The organism is Mucilaginibacter sp. 3215, assembly GCF_050433785.1.
GTDB lineage: Bacteria > Bacteroidota > Bacteroidia > Sphingobacteriales > Sphingobacteriaceae > Mucilaginibacter.
The window spans coordinates 135,660-153,833 of record NZ_JBNPWO010000002.1 but is presented as its reverse complement, the minus strand read 5'-3'; the positions used below and the strand labels follow the sequence as shown (position 1 = coordinate 153,833).

Here is an 18,174-nt window from a genome sequence, read left to right as displayed (position 1 = left end):
GCTCAGGCGTTTGTTCTTAAAATCTCAAGCGGCGGCTTGTTTAACACTCCACGGCTGTTCAGTAAGCCAATAACAACAGTCAGCAAACTTACTATTAAAAATAGTACAAGTGCCGGTAATATGTTCACACTGTATGGTATTTCAAAACTATATTTTGCCAGGAAATAAGTACCCGCAAAAGCTATCAGGATTCCGGTTAAGGCCGACAGGCTACCCAAAAACCAGTACTCTAACGCTGTTATAGTGAATATTTGTTTACGGCTTGCACCAAGCGTACGTAATAAAACACTTTCCTGTATGCGCTGATATTTGCTGATCCGTACAGATGCTATCAGTACCACAATACCTGTTATAATACTGAACGCGCTCATGAAACGGATAACATAGCTTATTTTGCTCAACAATTGATCAACAACGCTCAAAATTAAACCCAAATCGATAATAGAAACATTGGGATAGGTGCGCACTACCAACTGCTGAAAAGCTGCCGATATTTTGTTTGAGGGCACATGCGTCATCAATACATGAAATTGCGGCGCATCTTCCAATATACCTTTTGGGAAAACTACCTGGAAATTGGTTTGCACCTTGCCCCAGTTAACCTTACGGATACTGGCCACATAGGCCGGCATTTGTACCCCCTGTACATTAAATACTATTTTATCACCTATTTTAAGGTTTCCCCTTTTTGATAGATTTTCTTCAACGGATACCGGGATTTCTTTAGAGGGATCAGCTTTACCGATCCATTTGCCATTCAGTAATTTTTCTGAAGATGTTAACGAGTCCCTGAAGGTTACCCGGTATTCCCAGGCAAATACACCATGCTGTATTTTGATGGTGCTGTCTTTTGTAAGATCAGCCGCGGTTTTACCATTAATTTGTTCAATGCGCATGGTTACAATTGGTACTTGTTGCAATACCGGAAGCCCCTGTTGCTTTGTTAATTGCACAACGCCTTTTTCCTGACTGTTCTGGATATCAAACAGGATCATGTTTGATTGATTGCCGCTGGTTGAAAGATTAACCTGCTGTACCAATAACGTTTGCACAAAATAAAGTGTGCAGATAAACATGGTGCTTAAACCGATTGATACGATAAGAATAATTGTTTGATTATTTGGACGGTATAAATTGGCAAATCCTTGTCGCCATAAATAACTCCAGGAGCCTTTAATAATGGATTTAGTAACGCGCATCAATAACCAAGCTGTCGCCGTAAGGATCATGAATGCAATTAAAATTCCAAGTGTAAACAGGATACTGCCAATGACGCTGTCTAATTGTAAATATGTAAATGCTATCACAAATACCAGTATCAGCAAATACACGAGCCAACGCAAAGGATCACGCCTGTTGCCACTTTCATCAAACGAGATACGAAGCGTATTGAGCGGCGAGATATTGCGTACGGAGATTAAAGGGAGTAAAGCAAACAGGATGGAGATGATCACACCCAGCAAAATGCCCTGGCCAATAGCCATCCATGATATTTTTACGGAGATGGTGAAAGGCAGAAAATCCTTAAATACAAGCGGGAGCAAATGTTGAACAGCGGTACCCAATATTGCCCCGGTAACAGAACCAATGATGCCAATGCCAACAATTTGTATCAGGTAAATTAAAAATGCTTCGGATGATTTAACTCCCAAACAGCGCATAATAGCTATTGATGCAATTTTCTCTTTCACATAAATATGAATAGCACTGGCTACCCCAACACAACCCAGCAATAAGGCTACAAAACCAACCAGCGATAAAAAGCGGCTCAGATCGCCAAAGGCGCGGCCGGTATTGTCTTTTTTGGTTTCGATGGTTTCAAAGCGCATTCCTGCTCTGTCGAGTATTGGGTCGATTTTTTTGCTGAGCTTATCTACATTTACGGATGAATTGAACTTATAATAAAAACTATAATTAACCCGGCTGCCAATTTTTACAAGCCCGGTTTGCTCCAGGTACTGCATGGGGATATAAACTACCGGGGCAATACCCGCCATTACACCGCTTTGGCCCGGTGCTTTATTCAGGATCCCGGCAATCAGGAAATTGAGGTTTCCCACCTTTACCGAATCACCGACTTTAGCATTAAACTGAAGCATCAGGGTTTTATCAACCAGGGCCATTTTTCCCTGCTTAAAATTAATTCCGGCTGCTTCGGGTGTGGTTTCTAAAGCACCATAGTAGGGGAAACCTCCCTGCAATGCCCTGATCTGTACCAACCGGGTGGCTTTTGTACGCGGAAAATAAAGCATGGATGCAAAGCTCCGTTCCTGCGAACGTTCATCACCCAGTGAATCGAGCAGGTGTTTTAACTTATCATCTACGGGTTTATTTCCGGATATCGCCAGATCAGCACCTATGAGCGTAGCTGCCTGGTCGTTCACATCATTTTGTACATTGTATTTGAACGAATAAATAGCCACCAATGCAGCAATCCCAAACACAATAGCCGATATAAAAAGGAACAGCCGGGAACGGTTGCGCCGGCTATCGCGCCATGCCATCCGAAACAGCCAGGGGATATTTATTTTTCTTTTGAAATCAACAGCGGTATTGTCCATTAGCTTATCCGTTAATGGTTTTTTCGTCAGAAATCAGTTTGCCGCCTTTGATCCTGATGATGCGCTGGGTTTTGGCTGCCAATTCAAGATCATGGGTCACCACTACAAGTGTAGTACCCGCTTCCTTATTTAGGTCGAAAATGAGTTTGATCACCTTGTCACTGGTTTCTGCATCGAGGTTTCCCGTAGGCTCGTCGGCAAAGAGGATCCGGGGGGCATTTGAAAAAGCACGAGCCAATGATACACGTTGCTGCTCGCCGCCCGAAAGCTGGAGCGGGTAATGATGGCCACGCTCTAATAGGCCTACTTTATCCAACAGATCCAAAGCTCTTGCTTTGATGTTTTTTTCGCCTCTAAGCTCAAGTGGCACCATAACGTTTTCGAGCGCAGTTAGCGTAGGTAGCAACTGAAAATTCTGGAATATGAAACCTACATGCTGATTGCGTACCTGTGCACGCTGATCTTCGGTAAGCTTGTTAAGGTTAATACCGTTGAGTTCAACAGTACCTGAAGTCGAACGGTCAAGCCCGGCACAAAGGCCAAGCAGGGTGGTTTTTCCGCTGCCTGATGGCCCGACTATGGCATTGGTTGAACCTACTGCGACTGAGAAATTTATTTGATCGAGCACGGTGAGCGTACGACCGGCACTTTGGTATGTTTTACTTAAATCAGAGATATTGAGGATATTGTCCACAGATGTTTTTTTATGGTATAGATACAAAAAAGCCGGGGTTGTTACCACGCCCGGCCATTGAATGTCCAAGTATTATGCCATCTTTACTTTTAGCTGACATTGAGTTTAAAGGCGGCTTTTCAAGCTGTCTCTTAGTTTATTTTCCCATTCGTCTTTTAAAATACTCAGCACTATCGAGTCGCGGCGGCTGCCATCGGCGAGAGGTGTATGATTTCGCAAAACGCCTTCAACTGTACAACCAATGCTTTTCATGGCAGCTATGCTTCGCTCGTTTCGAGCATCGGCCCTGAATTCCACACGCTCTATTCCCAGTTGGTCAAAAGCCAATTGAAGCAGCAAAAATTTACAATGTTTATTAAGTCCCGTACCCCTGAACTTTTCGCCATACCAGGTATAGCCTAACTGTAAGGTTTGATAGGCAGGCTGAATATCATAAAAACGGGTACTGCCTGCGTATCCGCCGCTTGCTTTATCAAAAATTATAAAAGGATATTCCCTACCTTTAATGCGGCCATTAGCAGCTGCTTTGATATAAGCTCGCATGCCATCCTCACCGGCGGCACTTGCGAGCGAATAATTCCAGGTATCGGGTTCGTTGATGGCGAAAGGGAGCAGGTAGTGAAGATCAGTTTCCTGTAAAGGGCGTAATAATACCCTCTCATCTTCTAAAACATAGGTTGTTTCGGGGTTAAATGCAGTGCTCATCGTTAATTGTTATTACCTGATATTGAAGTTAAACTTTATCGGCCATTGCAAGCTCATACATCTGGTCAAAAGGTTTATTTTTTAGTTCGATGGCAATAGCGGAGTTCCGCTGCTCACAATATTTGAGCATTTCGTAACAGTCGGTTAAGATATCATCGTCAATACCTTTGAAGGTCATTTCAACCACTTTTCCAGAGATCTTATAATATTCGTCAAGGGCCGAAATACCCTTCTCGGTTATTTTGATCAGCTTAGCCCGTTTATCATCGGGCGAGGTCCGTTCATCTATCTTGTTTTCCCGGATGAGCCGGTTAATGACTTCCATGCCGGTTGTTGTTTCAGCAAACATATAGTTGATCAGGTCGCTTTTTCTTACCTCACCAAGGTGAAGTAAACCGTTCAGGTAATAGAAACTTTCGGCAGGAGGGATGCCGATGTGGTTAACTGCCGACCGGAAATAAAGCGAATAAGCGCTCAGGATGCGGCCGAGGGTTTTAAGCAGGTATGCGCCGTTCATGATGCGCTCACCTTTTTTGCCGGCTTGTTTAGGTTCCGGGCGTTGCTTTTGCAGATAATATCTGCAAAACGCTTCTACAGTAGGTTGTTCACTTACTTCTTCAAAAGCAGCCCATTCATCAACTAATTGCACTATTGGTTTCATTTTATTACGGTTTGGGTGTAAAATTATAAATTTATTTCTAAAATGTTTTAATTGTTCCTAAATAGAAATATATTTGCCAAACTATATCGAAATAGAAATATATGGAAAACGAGAATGGCTTGCCGTTCTGTTCTGATTTATTTCGATAATTTTAGATTGAAATAAAAATGTTTTGCAGGCTGAGTCGTCAACTATAATAAAAGCGCGATTTGATACCCGCAAAAGAGAATTATAAATCAAGATCACTATGCAACCTGATCCTACAAAAAAAACAAACAGTAAACCTCCCGGCGTATTTAGTTTGCTGAAACCATATAAAGGGCTTGTGGCGCTGTTACTGTTATTTGCTTTACTGGGCAACGCTATGAACCTTTGGCTGCCTAAAATTATAGCTAACGGTATTGATGCCTACTCCAATCATCTTTTTGTGATAAACGAGGTTATGGCCAAATTCCTGACGGCAACAATTGTGGTATTTTTGTTTGCTGGCTTACAGGCAATTGTTCAGATATATGCATCTGAAAAGGTAGCGCGTGATCTCAGGCAGCAACTGGCTGATAAAATATCCCGCCAAACCCACGCTTTTATCGAACAGGCAAATCCATCAAAACTGTTAACCAACCTAACTTCGGATATCGATTCGATCAAACTATTTGTATCGCAGGCTTTGGTTTCTATTGTATCATCGCTGTTTATTATTATTGGCTGCAGTGTGATGCTGCTCACCATTAACTGGAAACTTGCGCTGGTTGTGATCACTATTATTCCCATCATTGGCGGTACTTTTTTTTACGTTTTGAAAAACGTGCGCGCCTTGTTTATAAAAAGCCGTGGCGTTATCGATCAGCTTAATAAGGTAATTAACGAGAGCATACTTGGCGCAGCACTCATCAGGGTGATCAACTCGCAGCAGTTGGAATACAATAAATTCCTGGCGGCCAATACCGAAGCAAAAGATTACGGCTTAAAGATCCTCGGCTTTTTTGCCGGGCTCATTCCCATTGTGACGTTTACGGCTAATATGGCAGCTTTTACCATTTTGGTAATGGGCGGGCATTTCGTGATCAGCGGCAGCATGACCCTGGGTAGTTTCGCGGCTTTCAACAGCTACCTGTCGTTATTGATATTCCCGATATTCATTTTAGGTTTCATGAGCAACCTGATAGCCCAGGCTACTGCTTCATTCACCCGGATCAGCATGGTTTTGAATGCGCCGGATGTTACCGACGGTGGCCCGTTAAAGGATACTTTGCACGGCGATGTGGAACTGAGGAACGTCACAATAAGCTACGGCCAAAAATCGGCGCTGAAAAACATCTCATTTAAAGTTAAGGCGGGTTCAAAAATCGCAATCATCGGGCCTACATCTGCCGGTAAAACGCAATTATTGTACCTGCTCACCGGCTTGATCAATGCTACCGAAGGTGAAGTGTTGTTTGACGGCAAAGCCCTTGCCGAATATGACAGTGAAACCTTTCACCGGCAGGTTGGCTTTGTTTTCCAGGACAGCATTATCTTTAATATGAGCATTCGTGAAAATATCGCTTTCAGCGACACGGTGACTGACGAATCGCTTCAAAAAGCGATTGAAACGGCTGAATTAGGCACATTTATCGATAGCCTGCCTGATAAGTTAAGCACCATTGTTTCCGAACGGGGATCAAGCCTTTCGGGTGGTCAGAAACAGCGTATTATGCTGGCCAGGGCGCTTGCGGTTAATCCGAAGGTTTTACTGCTTGATGATTTTACCGCAAGGGTTGATAACAATACAGAGCGAAAGATCCTCGCCAATGTTCAAAAGAACTATCCGGGTTTAACATTGATATCGGTTACTCAGAAAATTGCTTCTGTTGAGCATTACGATCAGATCATCCTGCTTATGCAGGGCGAAATTGTGGCCACCGGCGTACATGATGAGTTAATGAAAACCAGTCCGGATTATGTGCAGATCTTCAACTCGCAGCAAAGTACCAGCAACTACGAACAAGGGGTTAATCACTAAATTACGGTGGTACCTGAAAAAATATTCATTACAATGAACTACGATCTTAACCAATTAGGTAAAAGTCAACCCAAAACCTCTACGCTGGCCGGGTTAAAAAAACTGTTTCAGCTTATTACCCACGAAAAGCGTACGCTTATCATCGCTTTTTTTGCAATCCTTACCAATTCATCACTCAACTTGCTTGGGCCACTCATAATTGGGCATACCATCGACAAATATGTACAGCATAAAGACTTTAATGGTGTTTTACATAATGCAGCCATTTTGTTTTGTATGTACCTGGTAGCATTATTTACAAGTTACAAGCAAACTACATTGATGGGAGGGGTAGGGCAAAGAATGTTGTTTACCCTGCGTAATTCCATCTTTAATAAATTACAGCAATTGCCTGTAGCTTTTTTTAATCAAAATAAGGCCGGTGACCTGATCTCAAGGGTTAACAACGATACCGATAAGCTTAACCAGTTTTTCTCGCAGTCGCTGATGCAGTTCATCGGCAATATCTCTATCATGATTGGCGCCGGTATTTTTTTGCTGGCTATTAATATCGAACTTGGAGCAGCCACGTTATGTCCGGCGTTGGTTATCCTGTTTTTAACCTTGGTGTTGTCTCCATGGATAAAAAGAAAAAACGCCGCGAACTTAAAAAGTACAGGGGCATTAAGTGGGGAAATACAGGAGAGTATTAATAATTTTAAAGTGATCATCGCTTTCAACCGTCGTGATTACTTCAGAAAACGGTTTAATACGGTCAATAATGAAAACTATAAAACAGCTATAGGATCGGGCCTCGCTAATAACGTGTTTATACCGCTTTACGGTTTATTTGCGAGTATAGGTCAATTAATAGTATTATGTTTCGGGATCTACCTCATACAAAATAGTCCTTTTACAATCGGTATGTTGGTGGCTTATTTTACCTATGTAACCAACTTTTATAACCCTTTAAGGCAGCTGGCTGCACTTTGGACAAACTTTCAACTGGCAATGGCCGGCTGGGACAGGATCTCTCAGATTTTATCTCTCGAAACCGATTTGCCCGTACTTGAAGCAGGTATTAACGACCCCGATGCCGCTTTACTGGAATTCAGGCATGTGCATTTTAGTTACGATGAAAGCCGGGAGATTCTCCATAATATCTGTTTTAAGCTTGAGCAAGGTAAAACCTATGCCTTAGTTGGCCCCACCGGTGGCGGCAAAACAACAACGGCTTCATTAATAGCACGTTTGTATGACCCTACTAAAGGGTTGGTATTACTTGGCGGGAAAGATATCAGGAGTTTTACGGCCGAGGAACGCAGCCGAAAAATAGGTTTTATTTTACAGGAGCCGTTCCTGTTTACCGGTACGGTAAGGGATAATATCCTCTATGGCAACGAGCTTTTTAAAGATCATACTAACGAAGAAATGGAACAGGTGATCAGGGATGCTAACCTGGGCAGCCTGCTGGCGATTTTTGAAGAAGGGTTGGACACCAAAGTTTTATCAGGAGGGGACAGTATCAGTTTAGGCCAAAAACAGCTAATTGCGTTTATGCGTGCAGTGCTGCGCAATCCGGAGATCCTGATATTAGACGAGGCCACGGCCAATATTGATACCATTACCGAAAAATTGCTGAGCGATATTTTGGATAACCTGCCAAAAACTACCACGAGGGTAATCATAGCGCACCGTTTAAATACGATAGAAAATGCCGATGAGATCTTTTTTGTAAACTCGGGTGAGGTGATCAGGGCAGGATCATTTGACGACGCTATGGATCTGTTGCTTCAAGGTAAAAGAGTTAGTTGATCTTTTATTGTTAAATGCTTGGGCTATTATAAAATAAATAACAGATGATAACATGAATGAGGTTGAGAGGGCAATTTCAAAATTGATTCGGAATTGAAGAATATCGGCATCGACTTGTTCGGTATACCAGTGAAATATATATCTGATACCGAATAGACAGCAGTAATCCCCGGTAAATAAAAATGCAATTTCGGAGGAAATATATAAAAGCAGGGCATCTAAAAGATTACTAATGCTGTTGGTTATATGATTTAAAGGCAATATCAATAAATAGTAAACTACCACAGTGCCGAATGCAAGCATGAACGATATCAGGCTAAATAGATCAATTGTTTGTTTGCTTTGGGTTAAATAAATTCTGATAATAGCGTTGGAAATTATTATAAAAGATACTCCATATACCAGAAACTTACCCCATTTTTTTATCCGGGTGTGATAAATCATTTTAATTAGGTTGATAAATTACGAACTTATAAAATAGTTGTCCCATCAACACTAAATAATTGCTAAATTATTTTTACAATTGCATATAAACTTAACCTAAGTTATGCATAAGTACAGCGGCGAAACGCGCATTTTAGTTGCAACAGATTGTATCATATTCGGATTCGACGGTGCAAATATTAAGTTATTACTCGTTCAGCGTGGCCTTGAGCCCGAAAAACACAAGTGGAGCCTGATAGGCGGTTTTATAAAACCAACCGAATCACCCGAAGATGCTGCAAACCGTGTGCTTGAATTGCGCACTGGGCTTAAGAATGTGTACATGGAGCAGTTTCAGGTATTCGGTAAACCGGAACGTGACCCGGTAGAAAGGACCCTTTCCGTTGCTTATTTTGCACTTATTGATATTCATCAATATGAGGCACAGTTAAGTGAAGAATATCACCCCGAATGGTTTTTGCTGGATGAGATGCCCGATCTGATCTTTGATCATAATGAAATGGTGCGCCTGGCTAAAAGACAACTGCGTTATAAAGCTGCGCTTCACCCGATTTTATTTCAATTGCTTCCGGAAAAGTTCACCATTCCGCAATTACAGGCCCTTTATGAAGGAGTTTATCAAACCAAGTTTGATGACAGAAACTTTAGCCGTAAGCTGCTTTCAACAGGTTTGCTTGTAAAGCTTCCTGAAAAAGATAAGCTCTCATCAAAAAAAGGTGCATTTTACTACAAGCTTGATCAGTCACATTACGAGGAAAATTTTGAAAAGTTCCTGAACCTGGTGCCCAACCCTGATAAGTTTTTTTAAATATCGCCTTAATTTAAAAAGGTAAGAGGCCTTGCTTTTTATAGACCAAACTTTGATAACTCAGCCGGCAGATGGTTATATTATTATTAAAATGACCGCGTAATTAAACAGCGTGGTTAATTTTACATAATTACCCATTGTAGCATTGAAGGATTTTGTATTTTTAAAGGGTAGTTAATACTGCAAAACCAAATACAACTGAACACCTTTGAGCAAGATAACCTTTTTGCGATCGTTAAGCCTCGCATTTATTTTCATTTGCTTTATCGCTTACACTTATGCACAAGGTTCATCAAACCAGGGCACAGAGTTTTATACTGCATACATTGACCATGTTGATGGCGCAGCCGGCAATCCCGACGCATTGGGCAGGGGCAGCCAGATGGAACTATATATAACTGCCGACGTAAATACAACAGTTACTGTTGACGTAGCTGACGGCAGCTTTTCAAAAACCTATCAGGTTAAGGCAAACGATATATTAACGGTAGATATTCCTCCGGCGGCTTTTATCGGGACCCAGGGGCAGTTTTTAAAGGGCATTCACATTACTTCCCTGAAACCTATCGCGGTTTACGCGCATATTTTTGCGCAGAATGTATCCGGGGCGACCCTTTTGCTGCCGGTAAATACCCTCGGCAAAGATTACCTCTCCATCAACTATAAACAAATATCAAATTCAAACAATGGTACAAAAAATACTGAAGGTGTTCCTTCGTATTCAACTTTTGCAGTAATAGCCACTGAGAATAATACCACTGTTGAAATAACACCCTCGCAACCATTACTAAACGGGATCCCTGCAAACCAACCCTTCACTGTAAACTTAAAAAAAGGGGAGGTATACCAAGGTTTATCAGCTACCGATTTAACCGGTACCCGCGTCCATTCAATTGTAAGTGCCAGCGGTGCATGCAAAAAAATAGCCGTTTTTTCCGGCAGCTCAAAAATAAGCATAGGGTGCCAGGGAGATAAAGGATCATCAGATAACCTTTTTCAACAGGTTTATCCTTTAGCCGTTTGGGGTAAAAATTATATAACCGCGCCTTTGAAGACACGCAACTATGATATTTTAAGAATAGTACTTAGTTCGCCGGACACAAAGGTAACCGTAAATGGGGCGGCACCCCAGGGAGGACTAATTAATAGCCTTTATTATGAATTTACTTCATCTTCAAGCAATATTATCACTGCCGACAAACCAATTCAGGTGGTGCAATACGCGGTAACCCAGGGCGAGGGATTAAATTGCCAACTCATTACCGGAGATACCGGTGATCCCGAAATGATATATCTAACACCAATTGAGCAAACACTTGACCATGTTACGCTAAACTCAACCCCAAATTACCTGATACATAATAATTTTATTAATGTTATTATTAAAACTGCAGCCGTGCCAACTTTTTCGCTCGACGGCCAGCCTTATACCCAGTTTTCACAGGTACCTAACAGTATCTATTCGTATGCGCAAATTAGTGTAGGCGCCGGCGTACATAACATTAAGGCATCAGACGGATTTAATGCCATAGCTTATGGATTTGGCAGAACCGAATCATACGGTTATGCTGCAGGCACCAATCTTAAAAACCTGAATGAGTTTATCACATTACGAAACCCGGCAAACAATTCAACGCAGGCAAACGGCTGTACAGGTATTTATTATAAACTGCAATTGACGCTGCCGTTTCAAACAAATAAAATTACATGGGATTTAAAAAATGGAACCCCGCCTGTTATTATCAATAATCCAACACCAACCGGTTCAATAGTAAAAGACTCAAAGGTGCTCTATACTTATGAGTATCCGGAACACAAAGCGTACAGCGATGGGGACTATAGTGTAGTTGCTACTGTATTTAATCCTGTTGCTGATGAATGTGGGTCGAACGAAGATATCGAGTTTGATTTTAATATCTCGGTGCCGCCTGTTGTAAAGTTTAGTTTTGCAAATACATGTTTCGGAAGCGACGTTAAATTTATCGATCAGTCAACCTCAGGTACCCGGCAAATAAAAACCTGGCATTGGGACTTTGGCGATGGAATGACCGATGTGGTACAAAATCCAACACACAAATACACCCAGCCGGGCTATTATCTTGTTACCTTGTTTGTTACCAATGAAAATGGTTGCGGGGAAACATCTGATCCTATCAAAGTACACATATCCAGGCCTCCTTTAGCCTTGTTTAGCTATTCAGCACCTGGCTGTGCCGGCCAGGAAGTTACTTTTACTGATAAATCTACATCTGCAGAAGGGGAAATTGTTAGCTGGCAATGGGACTTTGGTGATGGTACACCGGTTGAAATCATTACAGATAAAAATCCGTTTAACCATAAGTATAATACACCGGGAGATTATCTGGTTAAGCTAACCGTCACAAATGATAATGGTTGTACAAGTAATATAGCCCCCCTGCCTGTTAAAGTTTGTCCTGTGCCGGTAGTTGATTTTTTGTTGCCCGATGCCTGTGAAGACGACTTTGTTCAGTTTATTGATCAAAGCACAATTGCTGATGCCACAGAAGCTGACTTTACCTACGAATGGAATTTTGGCGACCCTAATTCAACACCAGCTAACCCGAATATTTCCCACCAGAAAAATCCCAGGCACAAGTTTTTAGCCGGCAATTACCAGGTTACACTTAAGGTCACTTCAAAAAATGGATGCTCTTTTACATCGGCTTCAAAGTCATTAACAATTAACGGTAGCAAACCAAAAGCTAAAGTAATTATTAAGGACCCGGCAGGTTTGTGCAGCGCTCAGGAAGTATTTTTTGAAAACCAGTCCGGGGTTAATTTCGGCGAGATTACCCGGCTGGAGGTTACTTATGACATCAACGACCCATCAACTACGGTAGTTTATGACCATCCGGCATATGGAATGCAACTCAGACATAAATATCCTTTGTTTACATCAGGATCGCGGCAGGTTACCTTGCGAGTAATTGCACATTCGGGTACATCATGCTCTGATGTCGCAGAAATCCCGGTTAATTTAAAAGCGTCACCTGTGGTCACCTTTGATCAGGCGCCTGTTCTTTGTATCGAATCGGAGCCAAAAAAATTGATACCCCAAATTAAGGCCCCTGCCGGTTCGGGCGTATTTTCAGGAACAGGTATTAGTACTGACGGTATGTTTAATCCGGCTGTTTCCGGTGCCGGCATATTTGATATTACGTATATTTATACAACTGCCGATGTCTGTGCCGATACTGTTATACAGCAGGTTAAGGTAGATGCATCGCCTGTTGTAATGTTGGGGACGGATTTTACTATGCTTGAAGGCACAAAGCATGTTTTAAAACCCATAGTAAACGATAATAACTTAAGTTATAAATGGACCCCTTCAACGGGCCTTGATCATGACGATGTAGCTAATCCTGTTGCAAGCCCGTCGCAGGATATTACCTATCAGGTAGTGGTTACTTCGGCACATGGATGCCAGGCAATGGCCAGTGTATCGGTAAAGGTTTTAAAGTTTTTAGTCGTTCCCAATGTGTTTACGCCTAATGGCGATGGGGTAAATGACATTTGGAATGTTAAATATTTAGAAAGTTATCCAAATAATAAGATTGACGTATACAACCGATTCGGAGAAAAGGTATATTCGTCAATTGGTTATAGTGTACCTTGGGATGGGAAATATAAAGGTTCGTATTTGCCGCCCGGGACTTATTATTATATTATTGACCCCAAAAATGGCCGGGAGGTTATTGCAGGTAATGTGACCATTATCAGATAAAAATGAAGCGAATTTTATATACTCTACTTATTATTGCTACAACAATTCAATTAGCAAAAGCACAGCAACGACCGCAGTACACTCAATACGTATTCAATAACTATCTTTTAAATCCTGCCTTAAGCGGTATTGAAAACTATACCGATGTAAAGCTGGGTTATCGTAGCCAATGGACAGGGCTTGAAGGTGCACCGGTAACATCCTATTTTTCAGTAAACGCGCCTATAGGTAACCGATTTTTACAGGGCGATGCTACTGCATTTCCTGCGGGCGGAGGTTTAAATCCATCAAGCAGGTCATATACACAAAATTACATGGCTGCCGAGCCGCATCATGGCGTGGGCTTAATGGTGGTGTCTGATAAAACAGGCCCGATAACACAAACCAATATTGACGCTACTTACGCTTATCACCTCGGCCTTACCGAAACGTTAAATTTAGCGGTAGGAGTATCTGCCGGTGTAAGTCATAATATTATTGACAAAAGTAAACTTACCTATGTTGACCAAAATGACCCAACTATCAATAACCTTGCGGGGGCACAGTGGAAACCTGATTTGGGGGTGGGCGTATGGGCATATTCCTCCAATTATTTTTTTGGCGCGTCGGTACAACAAATCCTTCCGCAAAATTTATATGTAACAACTTCGACAACCGCTGTACAAAACAAAACGGTACCGCATTATTTTGTGACCGGCGGCGTTAAGCTTTTTGTATCTGATGATATTACGCTTATGCCTTCAGCCTTGTTGAAATTTATAGCACCGGTTCCGGTAACTTTTGATGTGAATATGAAAATGTCATTCAAAGACAGGTTCTGGATTGGTGGTTCATACCGCCGTAATGATTCATACGCGGCATTGGTTGGATTTAACCTGAGTTCGCTTATTAATGTTGGCTACTCATATGATTTTACCACATCTGCCTTAAACACAGTGAGTCATGGTTCGCATGAAATTGTGTTAGGTATCCTGCTTAATAATCGATATAAAGTAACTTGCCCTCAGCATACTTTTTAATTCTTAAAAGCGTTCTTATTATACTGGCGTATAAATAATTGTTGTATCGTTCAAAATTAGTCAGAATTATGCTCTGTAATCCGGTTTGCCTTATGACGACCCAATTATGCCATCCCGGGTAAGCACTTATAAACTATTTTGAAGCTTCCTGATAATTACAACTATAATAGTTTTAATTTACGATATTTAATTTCTTAAAAAGATAAAAAATAAAACAATACAATTGTTTCGTGGGTTTATTTAATGACAACTAAAATTAAAACCTATGAATACCAATAATGAAAACTGGGGAAACCAGGATAATGATCGTAATGATTTTGAAAACAACACCAACTCATTTTCTGTGAATGGTGATGAAGCCTATCCAAACCGTGATCTTGAAAACGATGATGATGACCTGGATGAGGTAGACGATATAGTAGACTATGATGAACAGCCTGAGGTGGAAAAAACCGAAGACGAACAGGTGGGTACCCATAGTCAATCGGAAATTGACCAGCCCAACCGAAGTGCCGACACCTCATTTAGCGAGCAAACAGATGTAACGCCGCCGAATAAAAAGGAATTTCCGTCGGTAGGCCCGGCTAAAACCGATTTTGAGAGCCGTCCGCAAGGACGCACTACCGGCAGGATGGTTGGTCATGAACCAGGAACTGAAGGGATTTAGCAAAAGGAGGGTATAATCATGAATGATTATAAAAATGACTATCCTGCTTCCCGGCAGGGTAATATTAAGGAGACAAGGGAAAGTAACATTACAGACAGCTATAACTATGCTGGCCGAAACAATCCCTGTCTTGAAACAAGAGGTCCTCAAAGAAAACACTTTAAAGTTTTACATGAGGATGGGAGCCTGGCTGATCTTCCGGATCCAAATGTTGAAGGAGCAGGTGTCGGAGATGGCACCATAGGCCGTTAAGCAAAAAAGGTGACCGAAATGGTCACCTTTTTTATGCTGTTAGGATTAGATATACGATTACGTGGTATAACCCAGAATTTTCAATACTTGCTTGCTGTTTTGCTCTTCTCCAAACACCTCAAAGTTAAACGTTTCGTCCCTATTACGGCGAATGATTACATGCTTGGGCGATGGCAATAGGCAGTGGTGGATACCGCCGTAACCACTTAATACTTCCTGGTAGGCGCCAGTATTAAAGAACCCTAAATATTGCACCTTACGGGTTTTAGGCATAAATACGCTGTTCATATGCGCTTCCTGGTTGTAATAATCCTGCCCGTCGCAGGTAATACCTCCAAGGTTTACACGTTCGTATTCCGAATCCCAGTTGTTAACCGGCAACAGGATGTATTTTTGGTTCAGCGCCCAAACATCAGGCAGGTTGGTAATGAACGAGCCATCAAGCATCAGCCAGCGCTCACGGTCGTTTTGTTGTTTTCGGCCTAATACCTTGTACAAAATACCTGAAGCTTCGGCTACAGTATACTTACCGAACTCGGTAATGATATCTGGTTCCATGGTATCGTGCTCGGCACAGATCTCTTTGATCCGGCTTACAATTTCGTTGATCATGTATTCATAATCAAAATCGAAAACCAGTGAGTCTTTAAATGGCATACCACCGCCAATATCAAGCGTATCCAGATGTGGATTTACTTTTTTGAATTTGCAGTAAAGCGTTACATATTTTTCAAGCTCGTTCCAGTAGTATGGTGTATCAGAAATACCCGAGTTGATGAAGAAATGTAACAGCTTAACCTGGAAGTTAGGGTTATCCTCAATTTTGTTATGATAAAAATCAATAACATCTTCCATGCGCACACCCAAACGTGAAGTATAAAACTGAGAATCAGGCTGCTCTTCAGCTGCAATCCGTATGCCCAGGTTGCAAGGAGTGTCCATCTCAATTTCGTCGTCGTAAAGGTTAAATTCTTCTTTATTATCCAATACCGGAATGATGTTTTTAAAACCATCATGCAGCATGTCAATAATGTATGTTTTGTACTGGAAAGTTTTAAAGCCGTTGCATATTACGGTTATATCCTTTGTTACAGTACCTTTTTTCTCCAGCGCATCAATCATTGGCATATCAAACGCCGATGATGTTTCCAGGTGGATCTCGTTTTTCAGGGCTTCTTCAACAATGTGCTTGAAATGCGAGCTCTTGGTGCAATAGCAGTATTTATAACTGCCGCGATAATTGTTTTTGATAATGGCCTGTTGAAACAGCAATTTGGCTTGCTGGATCTTTTTGGATATCATAGGCAGATAAGTAAAGCGTAGGGGAGTACCGTACGTTTCAATCATCTCCATCAAATTTAGGTCCTGAAAGTATAGTTCATCGTCGATGATCTCAAAACCATCCTGTGGAAAGCCTACACTTAAGTCAAGAAATTCCTGATAACTCTGCATCCTTAAAAATTTTGGGCAAAAATGTAATTTTTAAACGGAATATTTGGCTATTTGTTAGGATTAATTTTATTGACGGAATGTAATGTTTTTGCCGTAGAAGCCGGATTAGCCATTACCCGCTGCAATACAGTATGTTGCGGTTAATAATCAATATCTATATTCGATAATAATCCAGCTACAACATGGGTAATGCGGGAGGGATAGCTGGCGCCCCCAAATTTTGATGTACTACCTATGCTACAGCTGCTTCCTTGTTATATTTATTACGGTAGTCAATTGGCGAGAGCCCGGTGATCTTTTTAAAAACTGTACGAAATGCTTTGGCATCGGTATACCCAACATCATACATTACCTCATTGATGTTTTTGGGGGTACTTTCCAATTGTTTTTTGGCTGCTTCAATTTTTACGCGCTGTATATATTCAACCGGGGTATTATTGGTGGCTTTTTTAAACCGTCGTTCAAAATGCCTGCGGCCAATAGCATACATTGATGATAAATCTTCAACTGAGATTTTTTCGGTAACGTTATTTTCTATGTATTCCTGGGCTTGCTTTATAGGATTGTCTTCATGTTTTTTTTGCCCGGTGAACATCGCAAATGGCGATTGACTTTTCCGGTCGATTTCCAGAGCATAGATCTTGGCAGCCATGATGGCTATATCCCGGCCGGCATACTTTTCAATCAATAACAGTAATAAGCTCCAGTAAGAGGTAGCGCCGCCGCTTGAATATAAACCCTGCTGTTCGGTAACAATACGCCCGTCAACCAGCTTCACTTCCGGGAACATATTTCTGAAAGCATCGGCTGTGATCCAATGGCTGGAACACTCTTTACCGTTCAATAACCCTGTAGAGGCCAATATGAATGAGCCAATACAAAGACTGGCTATTTCGGCGCCGTTGTTATATTGGTTGATGATCCACGGTACAAAATCCCGGTTTACATTTACCGCATTTTGAAGATCGCCGCTTATGGCAGGGATGATCACCATATCGCTTTTTTGCAGCTCGTTTAACAAAATATCCGTATGAACCGAAAACATGCCGCCATGCACTTTAACTTCCTTAGAAAGCCCAACCATCTGTACGTCAAAAACAGGTTGCCTCCCCATCGATTGTAAAAAATCGTTGGCGCCTGTAAAAATGGTTCGGGCATCAACTATGCTGGCTAAAACTGCTTCATTGGGGATCAGGATGGCAACATGTTTCATTTTATTATTGTATAACTGGTTATCTGGGATAAAGATAGTGAACACTAAAGTCGCAAACAACCCCTTAACAAGTCCTTTTTACGTGCTACACAACTTTATCGCCCGGGATAACTTTGTATCGGTAACAGATATGTAATCACACAAAACAAATATCATC

13 protein-coding genes are annotated in these 18,174 nt (G+C 41.6%); 7 read left to right on the top strand and 6 right to left on the bottom strand.

Going from position 1 to position 18,174, the window contains the following annotated elements; all coding sequences use genetic code 11:
• Positions 1-2: 2 nt before the first annotated feature.
• The 4 genes from ABIC84_RS04450 to ABIC84_RS04435 form a co-directional block, all read right to left on the bottom strand.
• Positions 3-2,561 carry an ABC transporter permease gene (locus ABIC84_RS04450; protein WP_429262783.1) on the bottom strand — a complete coding sequence of 853 codons (2,559 nt, stop codon included), beginning with the start codon at positions 2,559-2,561 and terminating at the stop codon, positions 3-5.
• Between the two features lie 4 nt (positions 2,562-2,565).
• Positions 2,566-3,255, bottom strand: coding sequence for an ABC transporter ATP-binding protein (locus tag ABIC84_RS04445; RefSeq protein WP_429262782.1), 690 nt, complete (start codon positions 3,253-3,255; stop codon positions 2,566-2,568).
• A gap of 105 nt (positions 3,256-3,360) precedes the next feature.
• On the bottom strand, positions 3,361-3,960 hold the full coding sequence (locus ABIC84_RS04440; protein ID WP_426588149.1) for a GNAT family N-acetyltransferase: 600 nt from the start codon (positions 3,958-3,960) through the stop codon (positions 3,361-3,363).
• A gap of 28 nt (positions 3,961-3,988) precedes the next feature.
• On the bottom strand, positions 3,989-4,621 hold the full coding sequence (locus ABIC84_RS04435) for a MarR family winged helix-turn-helix transcriptional regulator (RefSeq protein ID WP_429262781.1): 633 nt from the start codon (positions 4,619-4,621) through the stop codon (positions 3,989-3,991).
• A 247-nt stretch (positions 4,622-4,868) separates the two neighbouring features.
• On the opposite strand from ABIC84_RS04435, the gene ABIC84_RS04430 reads away from it, so the two are divergent.
• From ABIC84_RS04430 to ABIC84_RS04400, 7 genes are all read left to right on the top strand, one after another.
• Positions 4,869-6,623: an ABC transporter ATP-binding protein gene (locus ABIC84_RS04430; RefSeq protein WP_429262780.1), complete on the top strand. Its 1,755-nt coding sequence runs from the start codon at positions 4,869-4,871 to the stop codon at positions 6,621-6,623.
• 33 nt (positions 6,624-6,656) lie between these two features.
• Positions 6,657-8,417 (top strand): ABC transporter ATP-binding protein, encoded by a 1,761-nt coding sequence (locus tag ABIC84_RS04425; protein WP_426588143.1) that lies wholly within the window; start codon positions 6,657-6,659, stop codon positions 8,415-8,417.
• Between the two features lie 547 nt (positions 8,418-8,964).
• Positions 8,965-9,669: an NUDIX hydrolase gene (locus ABIC84_RS04420; RefSeq protein ID WP_110582151.1), complete on the top strand. Its 705-nt coding sequence runs from the start codon at positions 8,965-8,967 to the stop codon at positions 9,667-9,669.
• Between the two features lie 208 nt (positions 9,670-9,877).
• Positions 9,878-13,414, top strand: a complete 3,537-nt coding sequence (locus tag ABIC84_RS04415; protein ID WP_429262779.1) for a PKD domain-containing protein — start codon at positions 9,878-9,880, stop codon at positions 13,412-13,414.
• Positions 13,415-13,416: 2 nt separating this feature from the next.
• Positions 13,417-14,433: a PorP/SprF family type IX secretion system membrane protein gene (locus ABIC84_RS04410; protein ID WP_426588138.1), complete on the top strand. Its 1,017-nt coding sequence runs from the start codon at positions 13,417-13,419 to the stop codon at positions 14,431-14,433.
• A 265-nt stretch (positions 14,434-14,698) separates the two neighbouring features.
• Positions 14,699-15,100 carry a hypothetical protein gene (locus ABIC84_RS04405; RefSeq protein ID WP_426588136.1) on the top strand — a complete coding sequence of 134 codons (402 nt, stop codon included), beginning with the start codon at positions 14,699-14,701 and terminating at the stop codon, positions 15,098-15,100.
• A gap of 18 nt (positions 15,101-15,118) precedes the next feature.
• Entirely contained in the window at positions 15,119-15,352 is a 234-nt protein-coding gene (locus ABIC84_RS04400; protein ID WP_426588134.1) for a hypothetical protein, read from the top strand.
• Between the two features lie 57 nt (positions 15,353-15,409).
• On the opposite strand, the gene ABIC84_RS04395 is transcribed toward ABIC84_RS04400, so the two are convergent.
• Both ABIC84_RS04395 and ABIC84_RS04390 read right to left on the bottom strand, forming a co-directional pair.
• The gene (locus ABIC84_RS04395) at positions 15,410-16,804 is read right to left on the bottom strand and encodes an arginine decarboxylase (protein WP_090525492.1); all 1,395 of its coding nucleotides are present in this window, start codon (positions 16,802-16,804) and stop codon (positions 15,410-15,412) included.
• Between the two features lie 232 nt (positions 16,805-17,036).
• The gene (locus ABIC84_RS04390) at positions 17,037-18,017 is read right to left on the bottom strand and encodes a GlxA family transcriptional regulator (protein ID WP_426588132.1); all 981 of its coding nucleotides are present in this window, start codon (positions 18,015-18,017) and stop codon (positions 17,037-17,039) included.
• Positions 18,018-18,174: the final 157 nt, after the last annotated feature.

What these genes read in the sequence shown, in the direction of transcription:
- ABIC84_RS04395 (WP_090525492.1), bottom strand. Translation starts at nt 16,804, where the DNA reads ATGCAGAGTTATCAGGAATTTCTTGACTTAAGTGTAGGCTTTCCACAG.
- ABIC84_RS04400 (WP_426588134.1), top strand. Translation starts at nt 15,119, where the DNA reads ATGAATGATTATAAAAATGACTATCCTGCTTCCCGGCAGGGTAATATT.
- ABIC84_RS04425 (WP_426588143.1), top strand. Translation starts at nt 6,657, where the DNA reads ATGAACTACGATCTTAACCAATTAGGTAAAAGTCAACCCAAAACCTCT.
- ABIC84_RS04405 (WP_426588136.1), top strand. Translation starts at nt 14,699, where the DNA reads ATGAATACCAATAATGAAAACTGGGGAAACCAGGATAATGATCGTAAT.
- ABIC84_RS04450 (WP_429262783.1), bottom strand. Translation starts at nt 2,561, where the DNA reads ATGGACAATACCGCTGTTGATTTCAAAAGAAAAATAAATATCCCCTGG.
- ABIC84_RS04440 (WP_426588149.1), bottom strand. Translation starts at nt 3,960, where the DNA reads ATGAGCACTGCATTTAACCCCGAAACAACCTATGTTTTAGAAGATGAG.
- ABIC84_RS04430 (WP_429262780.1), top strand. Translation starts at nt 4,869, where the DNA reads ATGCAACCTGATCCTACAAAAAAAACAAACAGTAAACCTCCCGGCGTA.
- ABIC84_RS04390 (WP_426588132.1), bottom strand. Translation starts at nt 18,017, where the DNA reads ATGAAACATGTTGCCATCCTGATCCCCAATGAAGCAGTTTTAGCCAGC.
- ABIC84_RS04420 (WP_110582151.1), top strand. Translation starts at nt 8,965, where the DNA reads ATGCATAAGTACAGCGGCGAAACGCGCATTTTAGTTGCAACAGATTGT.
- ABIC84_RS04410 (WP_426588138.1), top strand. Translation starts at nt 13,417, where the DNA reads ATGAAGCGAATTTTATATACTCTACTTATTATTGCTACAACAATTCAA.
- ABIC84_RS04435 (WP_429262781.1), bottom strand. Translation starts at nt 4,621, where the DNA reads ATGAAACCAATAGTGCAATTAGTTGATGAATGGGCTGCTTTTGAAGAA.